This is a genomic window from Prevotella multiformis, assembly GCF_018127985.1.
Lineage (GTDB): Bacteria > Bacteroidota > Bacteroidia > Bacteroidales > Bacteroidaceae > Prevotella > Prevotella multiformis.
Genome location: NZ_CP072357.1, coordinates 994,567 through 1,017,831, shown reverse-complemented (window position 1 = coordinate 1,017,831; position 23,265 = coordinate 994,567). Strand labels below are relative to the sequence as shown.

17 protein-coding genes are annotated in these 23,265 nt (G+C 51.4%); 12 read left to right on the top strand and 5 right to left on the bottom strand.

Annotated features, from left to right (window positions below; translation table 11 throughout):
• Window positions 1-555: 555 nt before the first annotated feature.
• From J4864_RS04205 to J4864_RS04180, 6 genes are all read left to right on the top strand, one after another.
• A complete protein-coding gene (locus J4864_RS04205) occupies window positions 556-3,921 on the top strand; it encodes a leucine-rich repeat domain-containing protein (protein ID WP_211813762.1) in 3,366 nt (1,121 codons plus the stop codon).
• 25 nt (window positions 3,922-3,946) lie between these two features.
• A complete protein-coding gene (locus J4864_RS04200; protein WP_246479361.1) occupies window positions 3,947-4,162 on the top strand; it encodes a hypothetical protein in 216 nt (71 codons plus the stop codon).
• A gap of 979 nt (window positions 4,163-5,141) precedes the next feature.
• Complete coding sequence (locus J4864_RS04195) at window positions 5,142-8,600, top strand: leucine-rich repeat domain-containing protein (RefSeq protein ID WP_211813760.1); 3,459 nt, start codon at window positions 5,142-5,144, stop codon at window positions 8,598-8,600.
• Window positions 8,601-8,756: 156 nt separating this feature from the next.
• On the top strand, window positions 8,757-8,954 hold the full coding sequence (locus J4864_RS04190) for a hypothetical protein (protein WP_211813758.1): 198 nt from the start codon (window positions 8,757-8,759) through the stop codon (window positions 8,952-8,954).
• A complete protein-coding gene (locus J4864_RS04185) occupies window positions 8,954-9,127 on the top strand; it encodes a hypothetical protein (RefSeq protein ID WP_211813757.1) in 174 nt (57 codons plus the stop codon). Before J4864_RS04190 ends, J4864_RS04185 begins: the two co-directional genes overlap by 1 nt.
• Before the next feature lie 253 nt (window positions 9,128-9,380).
• Window positions 9,381-10,418 (top strand): helix-turn-helix domain-containing protein, encoded by a 1,038-nt coding sequence (locus J4864_RS04180; RefSeq protein WP_211813756.1) that lies wholly within the window; start codon window positions 9,381-9,383, stop codon window positions 10,416-10,418.
• A 256-nt stretch (window positions 10,419-10,674) separates the two neighbouring features.
• Here the strand turns inward: J4864_RS04180 and J4864_RS04175 are convergent, their stop codons facing one another.
• Both J4864_RS04175 and J4864_RS04170 read right to left on the bottom strand, forming a co-directional pair.
• Entirely contained in the window at window positions 10,675-10,863 is a 189-nt protein-coding gene (locus J4864_RS04175; RefSeq protein WP_211813753.1) for a hypothetical protein, read from the bottom strand.
• Between the two features lie 13 nt (window positions 10,864-10,876).
• Entirely contained in the window at window positions 10,877-14,311 is a 3,435-nt protein-coding gene (locus J4864_RS04170; protein WP_211813751.1) for a leucine-rich repeat domain-containing protein, read from the bottom strand.
• A gap of 890 nt (window positions 14,312-15,201) precedes the next feature.
• Here J4864_RS04170 and J4864_RS04165 point away from each other — a divergent pair.
• Window positions 15,202-16,167, top strand: a complete 966-nt coding sequence (locus J4864_RS04165; protein ID WP_211813750.1) for a helix-turn-helix domain-containing protein — start codon at window positions 15,202-15,204, stop codon at window positions 16,165-16,167.
• A 209-nt stretch (window positions 16,168-16,376) separates the two neighbouring features.
• On the opposite strand, the gene nadD is transcribed toward J4864_RS04165, so the two are convergent.
• From nadD to J4864_RS04150, 3 genes are all read right to left on the bottom strand, one after another.
• Window positions 16,377-16,940: a nicotinate (nicotinamide) nucleotide adenylyltransferase gene (gene nadD / locus J4864_RS04160; RefSeq protein WP_211813749.1), complete on the bottom strand. Its 564-nt coding sequence runs from the start codon at window positions 16,938-16,940 to the stop codon at window positions 16,377-16,379.
• Entirely contained in the window at window positions 16,937-17,614 is a 678-nt protein-coding gene (gmk, locus tag J4864_RS04155; protein WP_211813748.1) for a guanylate kinase, read from the bottom strand. Before gmk ends, nadD begins: the two co-directional genes overlap by 4 nt.
• 116 nt (window positions 17,615-17,730) lie before the next feature.
• On the bottom strand, window positions 17,731-18,609 hold the full coding sequence (locus J4864_RS04150; protein WP_211813747.1) for a YicC/YloC family endoribonuclease: 879 nt from the start codon (window positions 18,607-18,609) through the stop codon (window positions 17,731-17,733).
• A 90-nt stretch (window positions 18,610-18,699) separates the two neighbouring features.
• On the opposite strand from J4864_RS04150, the gene tsaB reads away from it, so the two are divergent.
• The 5 genes from tsaB (at window position 18,700) to J4864_RS04125 (ending at window position 23,258) form a co-directional block, all read left to right on the top strand.
• Window positions 18,700-19,392 carry a tRNA (adenosine(37)-N6)-threonylcarbamoyltransferase complex dimerization subunit type 1 TsaB gene (tsaB, locus tag J4864_RS04145; RefSeq protein WP_211813746.1) on the top strand — a complete coding sequence of 231 codons (693 nt, stop codon included), beginning with the start codon at window positions 18,700-18,702 and terminating at the stop codon, window positions 19,390-19,392.
• Between the two features lie 56 nt (window positions 19,393-19,448).
• Window positions 19,449-20,048 carry a DUF4290 domain-containing protein gene (locus J4864_RS04140; RefSeq protein WP_007368936.1) on the top strand — a complete coding sequence of 200 codons (600 nt, stop codon included), beginning with the start codon at window positions 19,449-19,451 and terminating at the stop codon, window positions 20,046-20,048.
• Window positions 20,049-20,058: 10 nt separating this feature from the next.
• Window positions 20,059-21,372 carry a UDP-N-acetylglucosamine 1-carboxyvinyltransferase gene (murA, locus tag J4864_RS04135; RefSeq protein ID WP_211813745.1) on the top strand — a complete coding sequence of 438 codons (1,314 nt, stop codon included), beginning with the start codon at window positions 20,059-20,061 and terminating at the stop codon, window positions 21,370-21,372.
• 186 nt (window positions 21,373-21,558) lie between these two features.
• Window positions 21,559-22,080 (top strand): ribosome maturation factor RimM, encoded by a 522-nt coding sequence (gene rimM / locus J4864_RS04130; RefSeq protein WP_211813744.1) that lies wholly within the window; start codon window positions 21,559-21,561, stop codon window positions 22,078-22,080.
• A gap of 20 nt (window positions 22,081-22,100) precedes the next feature.
• Window positions 22,101-23,258 carry a 1-deoxy-D-xylulose-5-phosphate reductoisomerase gene (locus tag J4864_RS04125; protein ID WP_211813741.1) on the top strand — a complete coding sequence of 386 codons (1,158 nt, stop codon included), beginning with the start codon at window positions 22,101-22,103 and terminating at the stop codon, window positions 23,256-23,258.
• The last annotated feature ends 7 nt before the right edge of the window (window positions 23,259-23,265 follow it).

Below are 23,265 nucleotides of genomic sequence, written 5' to 3'. Positions count from 1 at the left end.
AAAGTCTGTTTTGAAATCGAAAAGGGACGTTTGTCCTGACCACTTGACATACAGGAATCCTTTGCCGCCGGTATGCTGTATGTAAGTCCCATTGAAAGGCGGCGACCGTTGTCGTCCGACAGATGACAGACGGGTATGACATGGCTTACGGAACAGCCGGAATCCTGTCCATAGCCCTGTCTCTTGCAGACAGCCACCTGTCCGGTATGGCTCTGTGCATAACTTACGAGAGAGAATCATTGTGACAAATCATCATTCCATCAGTTGAAAACAGCGTCGTGTCTGTGCATAACTTACGAGAGAGAATCATTGTGACAAATCATCCATTCCGTCAGTTGAAAACAGCGTCGTGTCTGTGCATAACTTACGAGAGAGAATCATTGTGACAAATCATCCATTCCGTCAGTGAAAAAGCAAGGCTCTGTCTGTGCGCAGCATACGGGAGAGCCGTTGCGGCAAACCATCCATTCAATCAGATAAAAACCCGTAATAACCAAATTAAAACCCAAATTAACCCCCAATCCGTAAACTCCAAATCTGTAAAAACTAACGTATATGAGAACTATCAAAATTCTGTTTTTCCTCTTGCCTGCCTTGTTGCAGCTGACGGATGCCGGCGCCGTAGTGACGGGAGACCTGATCAACAGGGACGGCATCACTTATGTCGTGACGTTGAAACGCGACGCCGGCAACGGTCATCCGGCTGCTTACCATGTGGCTTTCGTCGGTTCCGACCTGGCGGAAGTGAAGATTCCCGAGACCGTCAAAGACTCGGCGAACGAGCATACATGGACCGTGACGGCACTGGCCGACAACAGCAAGGTGAAGAATGCCACTTCTGTGACCATCCCGAACACCGTCGAGACCCTGAACGCCCAGTGCCTGCAGGGCAGCCTGCTGACCACGGTCAACATCCCCGCTTCCGCGACCGACATCAAGGACGGCGTGTTCGCTTTCACGCTCGGACTCCAGCGCATCACGGTCGATGCGGCCAATCCCAGGTATTATGCCCGGGACGGCGTGCTTTACAGCCGGGACGGCGGCGGCTATCTGGTAGCCTATCCGGTCGCCAGGGCGGGTGCCGCATTCAGCATCCCGGAGGGCATCGTCGGCATCCGTCCGAACGCACTGCAGCAGAACCGGAACCTGGAGACCATCCGGCTGCCGAAGTCGCTGACGGAGCTTCCCGCAGCCAAGGAATACAACGGCTTCACGAGTGCGTTGAAGCTGAGCGCCATCGAAGTGGACCCTGCCAACCCGAAGTTCAGCGGTGTCGGAGGTGTCATCCTCTCGAAGGACGGGGAGCAGCTCGTGGTCTACCCGAATGCGAAGAAGGGCGATCCTTACACCGTGCCGGCCACGGTGAAGCAGATCCTCGACGGGGCGTTCGGCCATGCGGAAGGCCTCAAGGGCATCGTCATGACCCCGCCGCTGGTGAAAATCGGCAAGGAGTCCTTCAAGGACTGCATCCAGCTGCTCACGGTGACCATCCCGTCGACGGTGACGAAGATCGACGACGGTGCATTCTCCGGTGCTTACCGGGTGAAGGGGTTTGTCGTCGACCCGTCGAACACCGTCTACAAGACGGACGACAAGGGCGTGATCTATTCTGCCGACGGGACGGAACTCGCCGCCTTCCCCGCAGGAATGACGGGTACTTACGCAACGCTGCCGACGACGAAGCGCATCCTCAAGGAGGCCTTCAAGGCCGCACCGGTGGTGGAGAAGGTGATCTTCAACAGCGGGCTGGAGACCATCGGGCAAGATGCCTTCCAGGCGGCCACGGGGCTGAAGAGAATCGAGTTCGCCGCTCCGGCTACCGTCAAGGGCATCGGCGACTTCTCCTTCTATGGCTCTGCATTGGAGACACTGAGGCTTCCCGCCTCCGTTGAGACGGTCGGGTGGTCGGCCTTCGCCAACTGTCCCCGGCTGAAGACCGTGTCCGTGGAAGCGCATTCCCGCCTGCAGAAGACCGGTACTTCGTCCTTCGAGAACTGCGGCAGCCTGGAGTCGTTTGTCTTCGAGGGGGCGTGTGCCTTGAAGACGGTGGGAAACCGTACGTTCATGAACGACCCCAGACTGACCGGGTTCAGATTCCCTTCCAAAGTGGAGGAAATCGAGACGGGTGCCTTCAACGGCTGCAAGGCCCTGGTGTCCGTGACGTTCCCGGCCGATGCCGTCATCCGGAAGATCGGAAAGGGGGCTTTCCAGAATGCCCTCTCCCTTCCGTCCATCACGCTTCCCGCCTCCGTGGAATCCATTGAGGAGTCGGCTTTCAACAGCTGCCAGAGTCTGGTCGAAATCAAGATCCCGGCCACGACGACGAGCATCGACCCGAGGGCTTTCCAGTTCTGCGGGAAGCTGGCGACCTTCACGGTCGACCCCTCCAATCTCTCCTATTCCAGCGTCGACGGATTCCTGCTGAGCAAGGACAAGAAGACCCTCGCCACCTTCCCTCCTGCCAAGGCGGGCACTTACTACACCCTTCTTCCGCCCGTCATCGAGAAGATCGGCGACTATGCCTTCTATTATGTGCAGAACCTGGAGAACATCACCATCCCCGAGGGCGTGACCGAAATCGGGAACTACGCCTTCGACAACTGCAGCCGGCTGAATACGATTGCGTTCCTGAGCCATACGCCGGTTCCGGCTTCGAAGATCGGCGACAAGGCCTTCAACGAGGACAACGTCAACAAGGGCGACATCGAAATCAGTGTGCGCGTCGATGCTTTCGAGGCTTATAAGAACAATCCTTTCTGGAATGCCTTCCACGACGTGATCCGCTCGTTCAAGGTTGACGACGGGGATGGAGCGACGGAGCTGTTCCCCCTGTCCAAGAGCGCGGTGATGGTCGTCGACGTGCAGAGCGACGTCTTCACCTATGTCGTCCCGAAGAAGGTGAAGCATCCCCAGTACCCGGCGCGCACTTACGAGGTGCGCCTGTGGAACGACCGGGCCATGGCGAAGAGCAACACCGACATCAAGGAGGTCGTCTTCAAAGGGCAGCTCGACTATCTCGGCATCGAGGCCTTCCAGCGGCAGGACGGCACATCGACCGTCGAGCGCGTCTTCTTCACCGGCAATCCTCCCAAGGACATGAGCGCCGTGAAGTGGTACCTGGGAGCGGGCTACCGGGAGTTCACCGGCAACATCCAGAAGATCTACGTGAAGAAGAGCAAGGTCGATGCCTACAAGACAGCTGTGGGATGGGACGGCTATGCGGCCCGCGTCGACTATCAGATACGCGACGTGAACATCACGCACAAGTACGGCTCCTTCGCCCGCGAGTTTGACACCGACTTCGGCGAGTACGCCCGCGAGAAAGGCACGCAGGACAAGGTGGCGGCCTTCGTGGCGACCCGCTACGGGGAGGCATCCGTCAGCCCCGGCAAGCCCGACTACGGAACGGCTACCCATGTCGTCTTCATGTCGAGCGTCGACGTCAACGGCGGCGTCGTGGGTGACCCCTGCTATGTGCCGGCCGAGGAGGGAGTCCTCCTGAAGGTGCTCGGCAGCGAATCAATGCCGTCCGACTTCTTCTACACCATCGGCGAGAAGGACGACAAGGAGTACACCGTCGCCGGCAGCATAATGCGGGGCGTGACGGCCAAGGCACGCAAAGTCCCCGCTTCGGGCACTTTCTATGCCGTCTCGGCATCCAAGGGCGTCTTCATGAAGTTGAAGCCCTCGGCCACCGTGCCTGTCCACCGCGCCTACGCCGAGCTGCCGGGCATACCGGCTGCTGCAAAGGTGATGTTCGCCTTCGAGGACGAGGGCTCCGCCACGGGCATCCTCTCCGTCGGCAGTCCGGAGACGCGAGAGGACGGCGGCCGCGCCTGCTACAACCTCAACGGGCAGCGGGTGGAGAAGCCGCAGCGCGGCGTGTATATCCGCGGAGGAAAGAAGTATGTTGTCAGATAAACCCATGAAATCAATGCTACGCGATATGAACAGAAAAGAAATCATTTTGAAAGAATACATCCGGCCGCAGGCCGGGTGTTACAGGCCTGTCCTTGAAAACCTGATGCTCACAGCCAGTCCCGGCATCTCCGATGAGGAGATCGACGAAGACGACATCGGCGCCAAGGAGCATCACTTCTTCGGGGATACACCGTCCGGGGACGGCGATCCGTGGAGCCCTGCGGGGGTGTGGGAAGACTGACAGGCAGACGGCCGGGGAGAGGCGGTGTGCAGGACGCATGGCTGACAGCTCTCCCGCCTTGCGTGTGCGGGAGGGTATGCTCTCCACCGCTCCATGCGTGCAATGCCTGGCTTGTGAAGGCCATGGCCGGATCGGGGAATCCGGGCATGGCCTTTCTTCTGCAGCGGGGGAGGGTAGCGAAGCGGCTTCCGGGCCGTGCCGCCGTATGCGTTCGGGGCACCGACACAGAGGGGGCGGGGCATTGACACAGTCGGTGTCGGGTCTCATCACGGCTGCCTCCGGTGCTCCTTTGCCGGCCGGCCGGTGTCCGGAAGATTGTGCAGAGCCGTCCGGATTCTGCAGGACTTCCGGTCATTTCACGGTCTGAGGAGACGGAAAAGGTATTGAAGAAGCGGGCGGGCAGGATCCTGGGAAAGCGAAAGATCGTGCTGAAAAGTGGAGAATGAACGGAAAACTGACAGATTTCAGGGCGCGAACCCTTCAGATTGTTGCCCGGAGAAAACCTTGTGTCCTGGCGTGATTTTGCGGCTGTCTGTATGTGGAAAAAGGCAGGAAACAGGCACTTTGTGACAAAAATAGAAATAGAATTTATATATAAGAAATAATAGGATGGAAAAAGGAATTAAATCAATTACAGATTGAAATGTTTTTTCACCAAATTATGCTTATCTTTGCAACACTAAAACGAAGATTTCCGGCGGACATCAGTACAGTGGTTGCTGAGCCGGCGGATGACCCTAAAATCACGACAGATTGTGACAAGATTCAGCACATGGTTGGCAGAGATTAGAGACGGATAGTTTCTATGTATGCCGTTGCACCTTATATGATAAAGCGTCCTGCCGGCATCCGGCGGACATTTGGGAAAGGTGCTGCCTTTATAGCCCCCGCACAGCGGCCACCGTCTGGGCGGGAGAAAAACGGGAAAAGAGAAAATCAATAAATTCAATATGTTAAATTAGATAGAGTTGTTAAACTTATGAGAAAAATTAGATTTTTCCTGCTGACGCTGCTTTCATTGCTCTATGTGACCAATGTGAGTGCGCTCGTAAAAGGAAACACGTTCACGAGGGATGGCATTACCTACCGGGTCACCTTCATGGACAAGGCGCATGACGGACTGCCTGACCGTTATGAGGTGGAAGTGGCTTCCTCTACGAAGACCGGTGCGGTGACAATTCCAGGCGAGGTTTACGATCTGGACAATCAGTATAACTTCACGGTTTCAGGTATCGGGAACGCCTGCACGATACCCGGTGCCACTTCTGTCGTGCTCCCGAACACCATCAAGCGCATCGGCGCCAATGTCTTTGCAAAGACCAATATCACCAGTATCACGATTCCGAAGGGAACAGATGACATCAGCGACGGTGCTTTTGCCCAGATGTCGAAGCTGACGGAAATCAAGGTCGAGTCGGGCAATACAAAATATAGTGCTACCGATGGTGTCCTTTATGAGAACCGCACCGACGGCAAGTACCTGAAGTCTTATCCTGTGGCGAAGGTCGGGACGAGTTTCAGCGTCCCCAATGATGTGTATGGTGTCGCTGTCAATGCTTTCCAGCTTGCAGCCAATCTTACCCGTATAGACATCCCTGCTTCTGTCAAGGATCTTGCTACCTCGAAGGAGGCGAACAGCTTTACGAGTGCCGATAAGCTGAAGGAAATCAAGGTTGATGCCGGGAATACCGCTTATAAGGATGTTGACGGTGTTGTCCTGACCAAGGATGGAAAGACGCTGGTTACCTACCCTCACGATAAGTGGGGCACTATTGACCCTACTTACGATGCACCTGCCTCAATAGACCCGACGCATGCCATGTTGAAAGGCAATTACTACAAGATTCCTGACGGCGTGGAAACGATTGCCAAGGGTGCTTTCGCACAGGTGCGTAACGTCACGGCCATAAAGCTGAACAACGTCAAGACGTTGGAAGAAGGTGCGTTCTATTCGCCCCGTAATCTGAGAAACATCGAGATTTCTGCTTCTGTAAAGACCATCCAGGATGGTGCCATCTCGGGTACTCCTACGCTTTTCAAGTTCACTGTCGATTCTGCAAACCCAGACTATTCGGCTGATTCCGAGGGCGTGATTTACAATCATGACAAGACGGAACTGGTGCTCTTCCCGGCCGGAAAGAGTGGCGAATACACAACGCTACCTACGACCAAGAAAATCCGCAAGCGTGCATTCTACTATGCGCAGAAGGTTGAGAAGATTCACTTCAACAAGGATCTGGAGGAAATCGACAATGACGCCTTCCAGGCAACAGTTGCCTTGAAAGAAATTACATTTGACGAGCCTTCCAAGCTGAAGCGCATCGGTACGTGGGCGTTCTTTAATACTGGTCTGGAGAGCCTGAGACTCCCGGCCTCTCTCGAGACGCTGGGTTCTGCAGCTTTCCGACAGAACAGCAAGCTGAAAACAGTAACTGTGGCTGCCGGCTCAAAACTGAAGAAGATAGAAGCGGGCGCATTCTATTCCAATACGAACCTGGAGTCCTTCACGTTTGAAGGAACCACGGCTCTGGAGACCATCGGTCAGCAAGCTTTCATGGGTGCAACGAAGCTGAAGAAGTTTAATATTCCTGCTTCGGTGAAGTCTATCGAGAGTGCCGCTTTCGAGGGCACAAGTTCCATGAAAGAAGTTACCTTCGCCGCACCGGCACAGATCACGAAGATTACAGAAGGTGCTTTCCAAAGCGCGAGTGCACTGGAGAAGATTGAGCTTCCTGTATCTGTAAAGGAAATCGAGAAGGATGCTTTCAACAAGTGCAAGAGCTTGAAAGAGATTGTCATTCCGAAAGATGTGAACAAAATTGACCCTACAGGCTTCCAGCAGTGTGAGAGTCTGGAGAAGTACACGGTCGACAAGTCGAACACTACGTACTCCAGCGTCGACGGCTTCCTGCTGAGCAAGGACAAGAAGAAGCTGGTGTCCTTCCCGCCGGCAAAGGCTGGTACTTACTACACCATGCTGCCTCCGACTATCGAGGAAATCGGCCAGCAGGCGTTCTATGATATCCAGAAACTGGAGAACGTCACCCTTCCTGCAAATGTGAAGAAGATTGATAAGTGGGCCTTCGACCTGGTTAAGAATCTGAACACGATTGCATTCCTGGGCATGACTCCTGTTGATGAAGCTAATATTGATGGGACAGCCTTCAATCCTTTGAACGTGGACAAGACGAAGATCCAGATCAACGTCCGCAAGGATGCAAAGGCTGCTTATGCTGCAAACAATGTATGGAACAAGTTCAAAAACATCGGTGTCTCTTTCTGGAAGGAAAGCAATGGAACAGGTAACGGCGAAACAGAGTACTTCCCGCTGTCGCAGAAGGCTGTGATGATTGTCGACACCAAGGCGGATGTATTTACTTATGTTGTCCAGCCTAAGGTGACAAATCCTGATGACAACAAAGATTATGAGGTACGTCTCTGGGGCGACTATGCGTTGAAGCAGAATACGACCAACATCAAGGAGGTCGTATTCAAGAACACCCTTGACTATATGGGTGTCGATGCCTTCAAGAAAGCTGACGGCACATCGACCGTTGAGCGTATCTACTTCACTGCCCCCGTTCCTACAAAGGATATGAGTGCCACGAAGTGGGAACTGACGGATCTGACTCCTGCCCAGCACGAGTTCGACGGACAGCTGAAGCACATCTATGTAAAGAAGAGTGGTGAGAACGCTTACAAGACGGCTACCGGATGGACGGACTATGCCGGTGTGATCGACTATAAGATCAAGGATGAGGTGAAGATAGCACACCAGTACGGTACGTTTGCCCGTGAGTTCGATGCCGATCTCGGTATCTATGCCCGTGAGAATGGTGACAATGGTCGCATCGGTGCTTTCGTTGCACAGACGGGCGACTTGAAGAAAGGCACTGTTGCTGGGAATGAGGTCATCAAGTGCATGATGAAGAGTATCAATTATAATACGAACGTGCCTGCTTATGACTATGTACCTGCTGAAACCGGTGTGCTGCTGGAGAGCCGAAGCGGACTCCAGACTCCGGCTGACTTCTACTATGCCATCGGTGAGGAGGACAATACGACTTACACCGTTGCAAACAACGTCATGGAAGGTGTGACGGTCAAGAATAAAAAGATGCAGTTGGCCTCTTCTGACGCTACTGTCTTTGCAATGACCAAAAGCGGCCTCTTCAAGCCTCTGAAGCTAAATGTTGTGCACAATCTTCCTGTTCACAAGGCAGTTGCCAGACTTCAGGTAAGTACGTCAAGCCCTGCCAAGGTCATGTTCGTCTTTGACGATGGCAGTTCGATAGATGCCGAGACGACCGGTATCGAGCATATTGCGAATACCACGGCGGAAGACGACAATGTTTACTATAACCTGCAGGGCCAGCGTGTTGAGCATCCACAGCATGGTGTGTTCATCCACAATGGCAAGAAGGTTGTCTTGAAGTAAACTGCTGTTTCTCCAAGGACAGGGCGACTTCCATACGCTCCGAGGGGGTGGTGCTTCCTGCATCACATGCCGGCAATGGCAATGCAGCGGCATCACTCCGCAGGAGAAGTCTCCCTGCCGTACGAAAGAATAATGAACCTAAAAAAAGACCACACAATGAAAAAGAAGGCTTATATGACACCTGAAACCCTCTGCTGTAACTTGAAGACAGAAGGCCTGATGGGTGATCACACGGAAATATTGCAGACCAGTCCCGGTGCGTCGGCACTGGGTCCCGGGCAAGGCGGAGACCTCGATGATGATGACGAGATCGCAGCTAAGCCGTTCCCGGGTTTCACGGGATGGGAGGACTGATGCCGAGACATTCTCATTCATCAGGCAATCTGGATGCACGGGAAGGTTTCTACCGTGAAATGCGCCGTGCCCGCAGAAAGCGGCTGCTGGCGAAGGTAGGCCTCGCCCTGTTGGTATTGTGCTCTCTGATAATCATGGCACTCTGTGCCTATATGTACGGTTTTCTCCAGTAGGGTGTCGACGGCAGTCTTCACCTTATTGTACAACCGGTTTCGTTTCGGGGCAGGCTCTTATTCGTTTAAGTGCCTGCCTTTTTTCCTGGCGGATGCCGTTCCGGGGACGTCTTAGGCAGGATGGGTCGATGGCGGGTCGATGACGGACTGTCGCATCGGAGATTTCGTCAGACGGCATCAGATGGCTTTTCTCCGGATAAAAGTTTGTTGTTTGGAATTTAATCCGTATCTTTACAACGTAATTTACAACTGAATGAACGACGAAATAAAATCAACTGCTCCTGCAATCTCCGATTTTGATGAGATTGTATCTTATGTAAAGAACGATAAGTCTGACGTAGAAGGGAACATCTATATTGGATCGAAATTTCTGATTGTGTGCGGCTGCAATCCTTTCTTCAAGCCGATCATCGAGGAGCGAGGACCTGTCCGGATCAGCGTTGTCCGTGTGGTGATCGTCAAAAGCGGATGGTGCGAGCCGGTCATAGGCTTCAGGAAGTACCGCTGCGGCCCTGGCGATATGCTGTTCCTCAACTGGGGCGTGACAATCAGTTCCGACACCTTCGGGGTTGACACCACCTTCGAGGGCATCGCACTGACGGAGGAATATATGAAGACGATCTTCGGCGGCCGTCTGCCCGAACTGTTCGTCTCGCCAGGCCAGTGCTTTGTGCTCCATCTGAGTGCGGAGGAGCAGGAGGTGTGGCGGCAGTACACCCATGCGCTCTTTAACCTCGTCCACCTTCCGTCGGTAGAGGAGGAAGTCGCCGGTTCGCTCTTCGTGTCTTCGCTGAACTATGTCGCTTCGCTGCACAGTGCGAAGCTGATGACGAAGCGGGGCAGCTGGTCGCGCAACAAGCAGACTGTCGAGCGGTTCGTGCGGCTTGTCAACGACTATGCCAAGACGGAGCATGAGATAGACTTCTATGCCTCGCAGCTTTTCATGACGGCACATTACCTGGGCATGGTGGTGAAGAAAGAGACGGGGATCACGGCGAAGGAGTGGATCGACAAGACGCTGGCCATCCTCATCCAGCTGGAGCTGCGCTATACGAACAAGTCGCTGAAGATGATCGCCAACGAGTTCAATTTCGTTTCGCTCAGTTCGCTGTGCAAGTTCTTCAAGCGGCGTACGGGGATTACGGCGACGGAGTACAGGATGATGCCTGAAGACACCTCACATAATTCGGCAGGAGTCCCCCCCCCCCCAAGAAGATGTAATCCGCTGAAAACCAACTTATTGTTTGTTCGTTGGGAATATTCTGCCCTGGCTTTTCAGGATGTAGGATAAAACAGAGGATAGAAAAGAGGGTGTGCCTGTATTTGGCACACCCTCTTTTTATTGAGAGAGAGAATTTACACTGTTGTGTAAAGAATGAGAACTCAGGATGCGAGTCCGTATAGATAGATGCAAAGTGCCAGGATTGCCAGGGCAATCAGTATGAGACTTGACAGAAATGCCTTTTTCAGTTGTCTCATCTTACGTTGATGTCGCATCTGCGTAAAGAACCGGTCTCTTGCATCCATTGTCGTATTTGTCGGTTTCCTTAATCTTCCCAAGGTGAATAATGAGGATATTCCGTAGAATTGAAAGAGGGGTTTTCTTTTGCTCCTACCTCATCGTGAACCGGGTCAAACTCGTCGTTTGAAATGCCCGGACTGGCGGTAATCATCAGGTTCTCCATTGAGAAGCGGTGGCTCTCGGTTGAAGGTATGATATATCTCTTCTTTTTCATGACTGTTCCTTTCTCATTTAATGATAACTTTCTTTCCGTTGTGGATATAGACTCCGTGCTGCGGATGTTCTACACGCTGCCCCTGCAGGTTGTAGTAAGCTCTGTCGGTACCGTTGTCTGATGAGGCTGCATCAATCGTGTCGATACCTGTCGTTGAGGAGTCGTCGAAAGAGAACATCACCTTGGCACCGGCCGGTACGCCCTGGATCTTGGCGTATGCCTTGTGAACCGGTATGTTGATTGTCGCCTTGGCTTTCTTGAAGATACCTTCACGGGCGGACATGACGTAGATAGGATCCGTGCCTGTCGTGACGGTGTGCGGATTGACTGTGACACCTTCCATCATGTTGTGGCTGATGGTATATGTGTGATCGTCTTTCTCACCGATGGTGTAGTAGAAGTCAGCGGGAGTTTTCTCTCCGTCAAGCACCTTCAGCAGTACACCGGTATAAGCCGGTACATAGCCGTATTCGTTGGCAACACCGCCGTTCACGTCTACACTTGTCATACGTACCATGTAGGTAGACGTACCGTAGTCGCCGGAACCCTGTGTGATGCTTGAGATAGGAGCTACAAATGCGCCCATGTCGCAGATGTGCTTTTCCTTCTTGTACTCGCTGAAGTCCGTGTCGAACTCACGTGCGAATGTACCGTACTTGTGCGTGATGTTGATACCCGGAATCTTGAAGTCAATCTGATTGATGAAGTTCTTGGTGCTTTCAACATATTTATGTTCAGTCGTACTGTAGACCTTTTTATCCCATTCAGTCTTGTAATTGGAAAGCTGGGACTTCTTCACATAGACTTTCGTAGAAGAGGCGAACTCATTGTAATCTTTTCCAGTCTCATCCAGTTCAAAGCGGGTAGTACTCAGCATCTGCTTTGTCGGGTTGGAAGAAAGGAAGAATACATTTTCGATGGTAGAAGCATCAGCTGTAATGTTTGTCTTGAAAGCCTTGGCACCGATGTACTCTACATTCTTCTTCACAACCACCTCGTGTACGTTAGCAGAAGTTGACTGGAAAGCATAGTCACCAATCATGTTGACATTGTAGGTCTTGCCGTTGTGCTCAACTGTTTCGGGTACGACGAAAGTATAATCGGTGTTTTTTACATCGAGGAGATCGACAGAATTTTCTGATACCGGCAGATACTCCAGATTGTTTTCTATGAAAGAGGTATGTGTACTCTTAAAGTTCTGATAGAATGTGTTGCTTTGATAATCAGTAAGCCGTTCTTTACGTACATAGATGTTTATGTTGGTCGGCATATTCGTTGTTCCTGCTGAGCCATTGTCGAAGCTGCGCTTGTTTTCTTCCTGATTGATTTTTGCCGGGTCAATCATCTTGTCGCAGAGGAATGTAATGGTATTCAAGTTCTTGCATAAACTGAATGCACGCTCGCCAATTTCTTCGACCTTGTTAGGAATAACAACATTCTTCAGACCTACGCATTCATAGAACGCATAATTTCCAATCTTCTTGATTGAAGGAGGCAGGAGTGTAAAGTGTTCACTCGCCTTTCCATGAGGAAAGAGAATCAACTCTTCTTTATCGTGAGAAAGGAGATAACCGTCAACACTTGAGTACTTGGTATTCTCCTTGTCAACGTTGATTGCGGTTAAATGCTCGCAATATTTGAAAGTTTCCGGACTGACACTCTCTACATTCTTTGACAGATTGACGGTTGTCAGGGCTGAACAGTTGCGGAAAGCTTCTTTTTCAAGGGTCTTAACACTGTTTGGAATACTGATAGAAGTCAGACCGCAGTCGGCAAGTGCTCCTGCCTTAATGGTTGTAATGATAGCGTCGTCCTTAAAAGTGGCGGTTGCCATGCTCTTACAGCCGTTGAAAGCATTGCTGCCGATGGTAGTCACATTCTTGGGGAAGTTGAATCCCTCCAACTTGTCCAGGTTCTGGAATGCTCCGTCCTCGATAGTCTCAAGATCGCAACTGCCTTGGAAGTTGAAGTGCTTCAAGTTCCTGGTAAATTGGAGTGCACCGTTCTTTATCGTCTTCAGTTTGGAGTTGTCAGGTACGTTGATGGTTTCCATACTTGAACATGATGTGAAAATCTTATCCAGTTCCTTTAGAGCGGAAGGCAGGGTTACCTCCTTTAATGCATAGTTCCATCCAAACGCACCACCGTCAATCTTCGAACAGCTCGAAGGATTGATAAATGTAACTTTCTTCAAATCCTTGAAGGAGCTGATGGCTTGCGTGTTAATTGTCGTTACACTGCTCGGAATTGTCAGCTCTTGGATATTCTGATTACTTGCAAAGGCAAACTTTTCTATTTCTTTGACGAAAGATGGGATGGTGTATTTCCCATCTGTTATTTCTTTTGACGGAGGGAAGAAATAAACTTTAGACTTGTCTGGTTTACTGTAGATGACACCTTCTTCTTCAATGAAGTTAACGCAGCCTGGTGCTGTTTTGTATTCCTTGATTTTCGGACAGCTGGCAATGGCTCCCGCCGTTCCGTCTACTTCAAGATCCTTTGGCAGAGTCACTGTCTTCAGATTCTGACAGCCAAAAAGAGAGTTGACATCTAATTTGGTCACTTGGTTCATATCGATACTCTCCATCTGTCTTACAGCATCGAAAGCACGCAGGTAAATTCCTTTTATACCATTGGGAACCTTGTAATCTTTGTCCTGTTTGTTGCGAGGATATTGCACCAGTTTGTCTTTGTAGAACAGCACACCTCCATCAACCTTATAGTCTCCTGTAGCACCTGCAGGCATCTCGTAAGCCTCTAAAGTGTTTATCTGTGCAAAACTTGGATAGTCTGTTGCAGCATTTTTCAGATGAGGCGGTAAAATGATTTTCTTTATGCCTGTGTTCTGAGGAAAACTGATAAAGGCAGAATGCTTTATCTCTTCTACGGCAGGGTTGATGGTATAAGTGCAGTCGGCAGTCATATATGCATCTGTCGGAACGGCATAGAGTTGGGTTTTGTTGTAGTTATAGAGTGCCCCATGTCCGTCATCCGAAAATGTTGTACTGGCTGATGCAACCGTGATTTTCGGCATTTTCTTTACTCTGTAGAAAGTGTTGTCAGATATTGTCTTAACAGTGGCAGGTATATTCAGTGTCTCCAGCTCTGCATCTGTAAAGGACGAATAGGCAATTTCCGTAATGCCTTCCGGCAGGTTCACGCTGGTTACCCCCTGGCATTTATAGATCTCATTACCACCCACTTTTGTAACCTTGAAGGTGGTACCTTTATCGTCACTCCATGTTGCGGGGATGGTAATGGCTCCCGTCTTGTTCTCTGTTCCGACAAACGACAGGGTACTTTCACTTGCTTTTACCACTTGGTAGACGATACCGTCATGTTTGACGATATCACCATCAGTGTACGCTGCCACTTGCTTAGGCAGCAACAGCATCAGGAAGGCGATAGTCCATAACCTTAATTGAATTGTTTTTTCTTTCATGTTCATTATTGTGTTTGATAAAAATACTCTGCTTGATATAAATATGTCTGAAGTCTGCCTGTTGTTTCCTTCAGACTGAATCAGTATGCTTTGGGGTTAATTTGTTTGTATTTATTTTTAGAACACTCTCTAAATATGCTGTTTACAGGTGCAAAGTTAGAGAGATTTTTCATTGCAGTTGTGTTCTAAAAAGTATCCATGATTTCCTTTTCATCTTCTGTTAATGTCGTATAATAACTTAATTTTCTTTTTAAGTCTTTTCCTTATTCTTTTGAGGAGGTCCTCTGTTCTTTTTTTACATATGGGGTGGCATGGTTGAAGCTCTGTTTGCTTATTAGCATGGTTCTGTTCCATAGGGGATAATAATGAACGCCTGATTTGTAGATTATGGGTGTGGGAGTTCGCTGACCAGGGGCAGTTGCTTGCATCATGCTCACCAGAATTTTGAAAGGGCGTTACTTACGTTGCAAGTAAGCCTTACTTGGACTTCAATTGGGCGTTACTTGCAACGCAAGTAACGCCCAATTGAAGAGGAGGGAATAATATACTGATAACCAGGTCGTTGTAGATTTCGTAGAGAAAGCAGGAGCCCAGAGCAGGGCAGTGTGTGGAATGACATGGTTTGCGTAGATTCCGCCCTGTCTTACGGACAGGTGTGTTGATGAGCTGCAGGCAGTAAATCATACCACTTTTATTCCAATCATGCAATATCAGTATCTCGTTCAAAGTATACAGACTTCTAAAGAATTGTTTGTTGCAGAGTAGAAATTTGTTTCTTGTTTTGTTCTTTTTATTGCTTAAAAAGTTGCTTTTTGGAGGTTAAAGATATAACATAGGTTAAAAGAAGCGGCTGGTCGGATTATTTTCTTACCTTTACACAAACATAAATGGGCTAAATGAACGATAATAATGATTTGACACATACATCGGTTGCGAGCTTTGGCGAGATTACCTCTTGCGCAAGAAACAACAGGGATATTCTGAACGGTAATATCTCCGTAGGTTCAGGATTTACGGTAGCAATCGGTTGTAATCCTTTTTTCAAGGCGCTTATCAAGGAGAGGAGTCCTATCCGTCTGGATGTGATGCGTGTGGGAATTGTGAAGACGGGATGGTGTGAACCTGTCATCGGCTTCAGGAACTACCACTGCGGTCCGGGCGACCTGCTCTTTATCAATTGGGGGGCTGTCCTTACCGATGATGACTTCGGTGAGGACACGACGTTTGTCGGTATCAGCATGACAGAAGGATATATGCGCGACGTATTCGGCGGAAGGCTTCCTGATCTCTTTCTCTCGCCGGGGCAGTGTTTTTCTCTGCACTTGTCAGAAGAAGAACAGGCTGTCTGGGAGCAGTCTACGCATACATTGAACAGGCTGGTCCATATGGAAGGCGTGGACCGGGATACGGTCAGTTCATTTTTCCTGTCTTCACTTCATTTCATCCATTCCCTGTATAAGTCGAAGGTTGCGGTAAGATGGAAGTACAAGTCGCGTAACCGACAGACCGTCGAGCGTTTCGTCCGGCTGGTCAACGATTATGCCAAGACGGAGCACGAAATCGAGTTTTACGCTTCTCAGCTCTGCATGACGGCCCATTATCTGGGTATGGTGGTGAAGAAGGAGACAGGCATTACGGCGAAGGAGTGGATTGACAAGACGCTGGTTATCCTCATCCAGCTGGAACTGCGCTATACGAGCAAGTCGCTGAAGATGATTGCCAATGAGTTCGAGTTCGTCTCGCTCAGTACGCTGTGCAAGTTCTTCAAGCGGCGCACGGGGATTACAGCGACGGAATACAGGATGATGCCTGAAGACACCCCATGCAGTTCCATAGAAGGTCCCCCCCCCCCCCGTAAATGACTGTAAATTATTGATATATAGTATGTTGATGGTTTTTTGTTGTCTCCTCCTGGACGATACTTCCCGCTCTTCCAAACCTTTCCCCTCTCTCTATACATTTTTCCGTCCGGTTTTCTCATGGGGTCACAGCGGGTCACGGAGTAAATGGATTGAGGCAGGAATGTTATCTGCTTAAATGTGAGGAAGGACGATAACAGACTGCGGAAGAGCTAATAAAGACGGCCTACTTCCGTCTCGATGGCAGGCGGCACGAGCCCCCGGACGGACATTCCCTGCCGGATGCGTCGTCTGATTTCCGTACTGCTGATATCAATGAAGGGCGTACTGAGGATGCTTACACCGGGGGGCAGGGCATTGTCTGAGAGCTGCTCGCCACGGCGTGGATAGACTACGAGGCGGTAATGAGCGAGGATGTCTTCGGCATGATACCAGCGATTGAAGGCAGCCCAGTTGTCGCCTCCCACAAGGAGCGTGAAGCGGTGGGCGGGGAAGTCGCTGCTGAGATGCCGGAGGGTGTTCCATGTGTAGGAAGGCTTCGGTAAACGGAACTCGTAATCCGAGGCCTTGAAGTGCGGATTGTTGCCTGTGGCTTTTTGTACCAGATTCAGGCGAAGGTGATCGTCAAGCAGTGCCTGGTCTGCCTTGAAAGGATTCTGGGGGGACACCATGAACCATACTTCGTCCAACTTTTCTTTCTCAAGAAAGGACTTTGCCAGTGTGAGGTGTCCGTTGTGAATGGGGTTGAAAGAACCGCCGAAGATGCCGATGTTCATCTTTCTATAAATTCCTTCACAATCTCGTATGCTTCCTGTTCTGCCTTTTCGAGATTGTCGTTGACAATGATCCGGTCGAATCTGTCAGCGAAGGTAAGTTCGTAGGAAGCCTTGGCAAGGCGGTTCTCGATGGCTTCGGCACTGTCGGTCTGTCTGCCCACGAGCCGGCGGCGCAGTTCTTCTATCGATGGCGGTTGGATGAAGATGCTCAAGGCCCGGTCGCCGTAGAACTTCTTGATGTTGCAGCCGCCTTTGACATCGACATCAAAGACCACGTTCTGCCCGGCAGCCGTCTGGCTCTCCACCTGTGACTTCAATGTGCCATAGAAACGGTTTTCGTATACCTCTTCATACTCCAGGAACTCTCCATTCTTAATCTTTTCCTTGAACGCTTCTGGCGATAGGAAGATGTACTCCACGCCATTCTGCTCCGTACCGCGCGGTGCCCGGGTGGTACAGCTGATGGAGAATGCCAGCCGCAGTTCCGGATGTTCCCGCATCAGCCATTGCACGATGGTGCTCTTGCCCGAGCCGGAAGGGGCGGAGAAGATCAGCCTCCCCCCGCCTCTCTGAAGGAGGGAATCGCCTGACGGGGTGTCGTGGGCTGCAGCCTCCTGTGTTTGGGTGACGGGCGATGTGCCGGTTGTCGGGTGGTCAGATGAAAGTTTGCTCATGATGGATTTTATTTTCTGTATTCTCTCCTGCGGGTGAGGAAGCCTCCTCCAAGGGGGTAGGCGGTGATAAACGATAATAGGCGGTGGTAAGCGGGGTGATGGGGGTGATGGGTTTCTTACAGGGCATTCAGCACCTGCTCTTTGATCTGCTCCAGCTCGTCCTTCATCTTGACGACGATGTTCTGCATCTCTGCCTGGTTGCTCTTCGAGCCGGTCGTATTGATTTCGCGCCCCATCTCCTGGGCAATGAAGCCGAGCTTCTTGCCGACACCGTGTCCGCTCTCGCCCATGGTCTCCCGGAAATACTTGAGGTGGTTGGCGAGCCGCTGCTTTTCCTCGCTGATGTCGAGTTTCTCGATGTAATAAATCAGTTCCTGTTCCAGACGGTTCTTGTCGTATTCCACTTCCGGAATCAGCTTCAGGCCTTCGATGATCTTCTCTCTTATCTTCGGCACACGGCTCTGCTCGAGGGGTTCGATGTTCTTCAAGAGAACAGCGATATTGTCAATCTTCTCGGCAAATTTCTTCTGCAGTGCTGCACCCTCCTGGGTGCGGAATTCGATGAGCTTGTCCACCGCCTTGTTGACGGCCTGCAGCGCAGCCTCCCATTCGCCGTCTTCAAGTACTTCCACCTCGGTCCTCGTCGTGACGTCAGGCAGGCGCAGCAGTGTCGTGAACCAGTCGGCCGGTTCAGGGATGCCGGTGTTCTTGGAGAGGGTCTTGATCTGATTATAATAGTTTTCTACGAGGGCAGCGTTGATGGGCGTTGCGTCAACCGTCGTCTCTTTCTCAATCCAGATGGAGAAATCCACCTTTCCGCGTTCCAGCTTCTGGGCGAGCAGGCGGCGTATCTCCATTTCCTTTTCTCTGTAGAGGGGTGCGATGCGTGCTGACAGGTCGAGTGTCTTGCTGTTAAGCGACTTCACTTCGACATTGATTTTCTTTTCCTTGTAGGCTACGGTAGCTTTGCCGTAGCCTGTCATTGATAGTATCATGAGCTTTTCGCGTTAAATTTCTGCAAATGTACAAAAAATATGGAATAAAAGGAGTATATTTGCATGTTATTTAGAATATAAGAGTCATTTATGTCTTGTATATTGAATATTGACACGAGCACAAACGTGTGCTCCGTTGCAGTAAGTCAGGATGGGAGCTGTATCTTCGAGAATCAGGATACGCTCGATTCCAAGCATCGGGAGAAGTTAGGAACATTCGTTGACGAGGCACTTGCCTTTACAGACAGTCATGCGTTGTCGTTGGATGCGGTGGCAGTCAGCGGCGGTCCCGGGTCATACACCGGACTGCGTGTCGGCGTGTCCATGGCGAAAGGCATCTGCTACGGGCGTGGCGTGAAGCTGCTGGCTGTCCCTACACTGGAGCTGCTGGCTGTGCCGGTACTGCTTCACCATGAGGCTGTCGAGGACGATGCACTCCTCGTTCCGATGATCGATGCACGCCGGATGGAGGTGTATTCCGCTGTCTATGACCGTGCGCTGAAGGAGGTCCGCGGCATTCAGGCGGATGTCGTTGACGGGCATACCTACAAAGAATATCTTGACCGTGGTCCGGTCTATTTCTTCGGCAATGGTGCCGAGAAGTGCATGGAGGTCATCCATCACCCGAATGCCCACCTCGTCAAGGGCATTGACGCACTGGCAAAGAATATGTTTCCGCTGGCAGAGAAGCGCATGGCGGAGGAGAAGTTCGAGGATGTGGCGTATTACGTCCCGTTCTATCTCAAGGACTTTGTTGCCAAGAAGGCGAAACCGCTGCTGTAGGGAAAGCCTATCACCGTTTATTATCTTATTCATCGCCTATCATCACCCATCACCCAATGAACATACCCGGATTAGATTACAACACACAGCGCGAGAGACTCATACTGCCACAGTATGGGCGAGAAATACAGAACATGGTAGATTATGCCGTGACGCTCCCTACCAAGGAAGAGCGTCAGCGGTGTGCAGAAGCCATTGTCGCCATTATGGACAGGATGAATGCCCAGAACCGTGGAAATTACGACCACATGGAGAAACTCTGGGACCATCTGGCATTGATGGCCAATTTCAAGCTGGATATAGACTATCCCTGCGACGTATCGCAGGCCTTGAAAATCGCCACGAAGCCGGAGCCGATGACCTATCCCATGTCGAAGATTCCCGTGAGACATTACGGCAAGCTGCTCTTTGAAGCTTTCGAACAGCTGAAGACCATGGAGCCCGGTGAACGGCGGGATGCTTTCGTCCGTTCTGTCGCCAATCAGATGAAACGCAGTCTGATGCAGTGGGGGCACGGCTCGAGCGACGACGAGAAAGTGGCGTCAGACCTTGCCCGTTTCACCGATGGAAAGATTCAGCTCGACCTTGATACTTTCAAGTTCGAGAGAATCAATGCCCGTGATTTTGCCCAGCCTCGTAACAAGAAGAAAAAGTAAGACGACGAACATGGAATCCTTTATCATTGAAGGTGGACATCGGCTGAGTGGCACGATTGCCCCGCAAGGTGCGAAGAATGAAGCCTTGGAAGTCATTTGTGCAACCCTGTTGACGACGGAAGAGGTCATCATCCGTAATGTTCCGGACATCCTTGATGTGAACAACCTCATCAAACTGCTGCAGGACATCGGCGTGAAGGTGAGAAAGCTCGCTCCGAACGACTTCTCTTTCCAGGCAGACGATGTGAACCTTGACTATCTGGAGAGTACCGGCTTCGTGAAGAAATGCTCGTCCCTGCGTGGCAGCGTACTGATGATTGGTCCGCTGTTAGGCCGCTTCGGCAAGGCGACGATAGCCAAGCCGGGGGGGGACAAAATCGGCCGCCGCCGTCTCGATACGCATTTCCTGGGTTTCAAGAACCTCGGGGCACACTTCGGACGTGTCGAGAACCGTGATGTCTACGAGATACAGGCCGACCGCCTTGTCGGCACTTATATGCTGCTGGACGAGGCATCGGTGACGGGTACGGCCAACATCATCATGGCTGCCGTGCTGGCGGAGGGGACAACGACGATATACAATGCTGCCTGCGAACCGTATATCCAGCAGCTCTGCCACCTGCTCAATGCGATGGGTGCGAAAATCAGCGGTATAGCCAGCAACCTGATTACCATAGAGGGTGTGAAGACGCTGCATGGGGCAGAACACCGGATTCTCCCGGATATGATAGAGGTCGGCTCGTTTGTCGGAATGGCAGCTATGGTGGGAGACGGCGTACGAATCAAGGATGTATCGATTCCCAACCTCGGCCCGATTCTCGATACCTTCCGTCGGCTGGGCGTTCAGATCATTGAGGATGAAGATGACCTCATCATTCCCCGCCAGGACCATTACGTGATAGATTCTTTTATTGACGGAACGATTATGACCATCAGCGATGCGCCCTGGCCGGGACTGACACCGGACCTCATCTCCGTGCTTCTCGTTGTGGCGACTCAAGCGCAGGGCAGCGTACTTTTCCATCAGAAAATGTTTGAGAGCCGGCTGTTCTTCGTCGACAAGCTCATCGACATGGGGGCGCAGATTATTCTCTGTGACCCTCACCGCGCCGTAGTTGTCGGACACGACAACGGAAAAAGACTCCGTGCCGGACGTATGTCAAGTCCTGACATCCGCGCCGGCATCGCCTTGCTCATTGCAGCCTTGACAGCGGAAGGCACGAGCCGCATTGACAACATCGCACAGATTGACCGCGGTTACGAGAACATCGAGGCACGCCTGAACGCATTGGGGGCAAAGATCCGCAGAGCCGAAATATGTTAGCCTCATAGCCTTGTGAAACCTATTCCTTGACCAAGCGTGTTATAGGCTCCAGACAAAAAGGGTCTACCTGTTTTCGCAAAAGGGTAGACGGTTTTCCGCAAATAGGTCGACCCCTTTCTTCATAATGCACAATTGGGGATTGAAGTAAGCTATCATGTATCAGGACCGCTGATTTAACAGAAAAAGATGATAAGGAAAGAAGAGGTCTATAAAGTCGGCCGCATCGGGAAACCGCACGGCGTACACGGAGAGCTGCAGATGCAGTTCTCCGATGATGTGTTTGATGCCGTTGATGCCGATTATCTGCTATTGGACATAGATGGAATACTTGTGCCTTTCTTCATGGAGGAATACCGCTTCCGTTCGGACGAAGTAGTCCTGATGAAGTTCTGTGATGTCGATACCGAGGCACAGGCACGTGAACTGACGGGAAGTGAGGTTTACTTTCCGCGCAAACTTGCAGAAGAAGGAACTGCTGAGGTTTCATGGGCACAAGTCGTTGGCTATACCCTGGTAGATAAGGCTACGGGAAAGACTGTCGGCAGGATTGTTTCAATCGATGAAACGACAATCAATACGCTCCTTGAGGTGATGACACCGGAAGATGAAGAACGATTGATTCCTGCCAGTACAGACCTGATAGTGAAGGTAGATGCAGAAAAGCAGACGATTGCAATGCGCATTCCTGCCGGGCTGCTTGATCTTTGATTTACTTTGTAAAAAATAGAATGAAACAACAAATCTGTATATTAGGTTCGACGGGCAGCATCGGTACGCAGGCACTGGATGTAATCAGCCAGCACCCCGACCTTTATGAGGCTTATGCACTCACGGCCAACCGCCGTTGGAAAGAGCTTGCTGCTCAGGCACGCCGTTTCCATCCCGCCGCCGTGGTCATTGCCGACGAGACTTTCTATGAACCTCTGGTAAAAGAACTGGCCGATATGCCCGATGTAAAGGTGTATTGTGGCAGCAAGGCATTGGAAGAGATCGTCGAATCCCCTTCCATTGACATGGTGCTGACGGCGATGGTGGGCTATGCCGGTCTTGCTCCGACCATCCATGCCGTCAAGGCGAAGAAGAGAATCTGCCTTGCCAACAAGGAGACGCTCGTCGTTGCCGGTGAGCTGATTCTTCAGCTGGCACAGCAGTATCATACGCCTATCCTGCCGGTTGACAGCGAGCACAGTGCCATCTTCCAGAGCCTTGTCGGCGAGGACGGCAACGAGATTGAGAAGATTCTGCTCACCTGTTCGGGCGGTCCTTTCCGCAGGTTTACGCACGATCAGCTGAAGACGGTCACTGCCGCTGATGCCCTGAAGCATCCTACATGGGACATGGGGGCCAAGATCACCATCGACTCCGCATCGCTGATGAACAAGGGCTTTGAGGTGATAGAGGCGAAGTGGCTCTTCGGTGTACCGGCCGATAAGATACAGGTACTCGTCCATCCGCAGTCTATCGTCCACAGTGCGGTGCAGTTCCGTGACGGTGGTGTGAAGGCGCAGCTGGGGGTTCCCGATATGCGTCTGCCCATTCAGTATGCTTTCTCGTTCCCGAAACGGCTGCATCTGAACGGCGACCGTCTCGACCTGTTCCGCCAGTCGCTGGAGTTCTTCGAGCCGGATGTGGAAAAGTTCAAGTGTCTTGCCATGGCTTACGAGGCAATCAACAAGGCCGGAAATATGCCGTGCATTGTCAATGCGGCCAACGAAATAGTCAATGCGGGCTTCCGGCGTGGCTTGTGCTCGTTCCTCGCCATGGGCGACATCATCGAGCAGACCATGCAGCAGGTTGCCTTCGACAGCAATCCCGACTATGAGGTTTACGTGCAGACGGATGCCGAGGCACGCCGTGTGGCACAGGATATTATGAATAATCAATAAGTTGTAA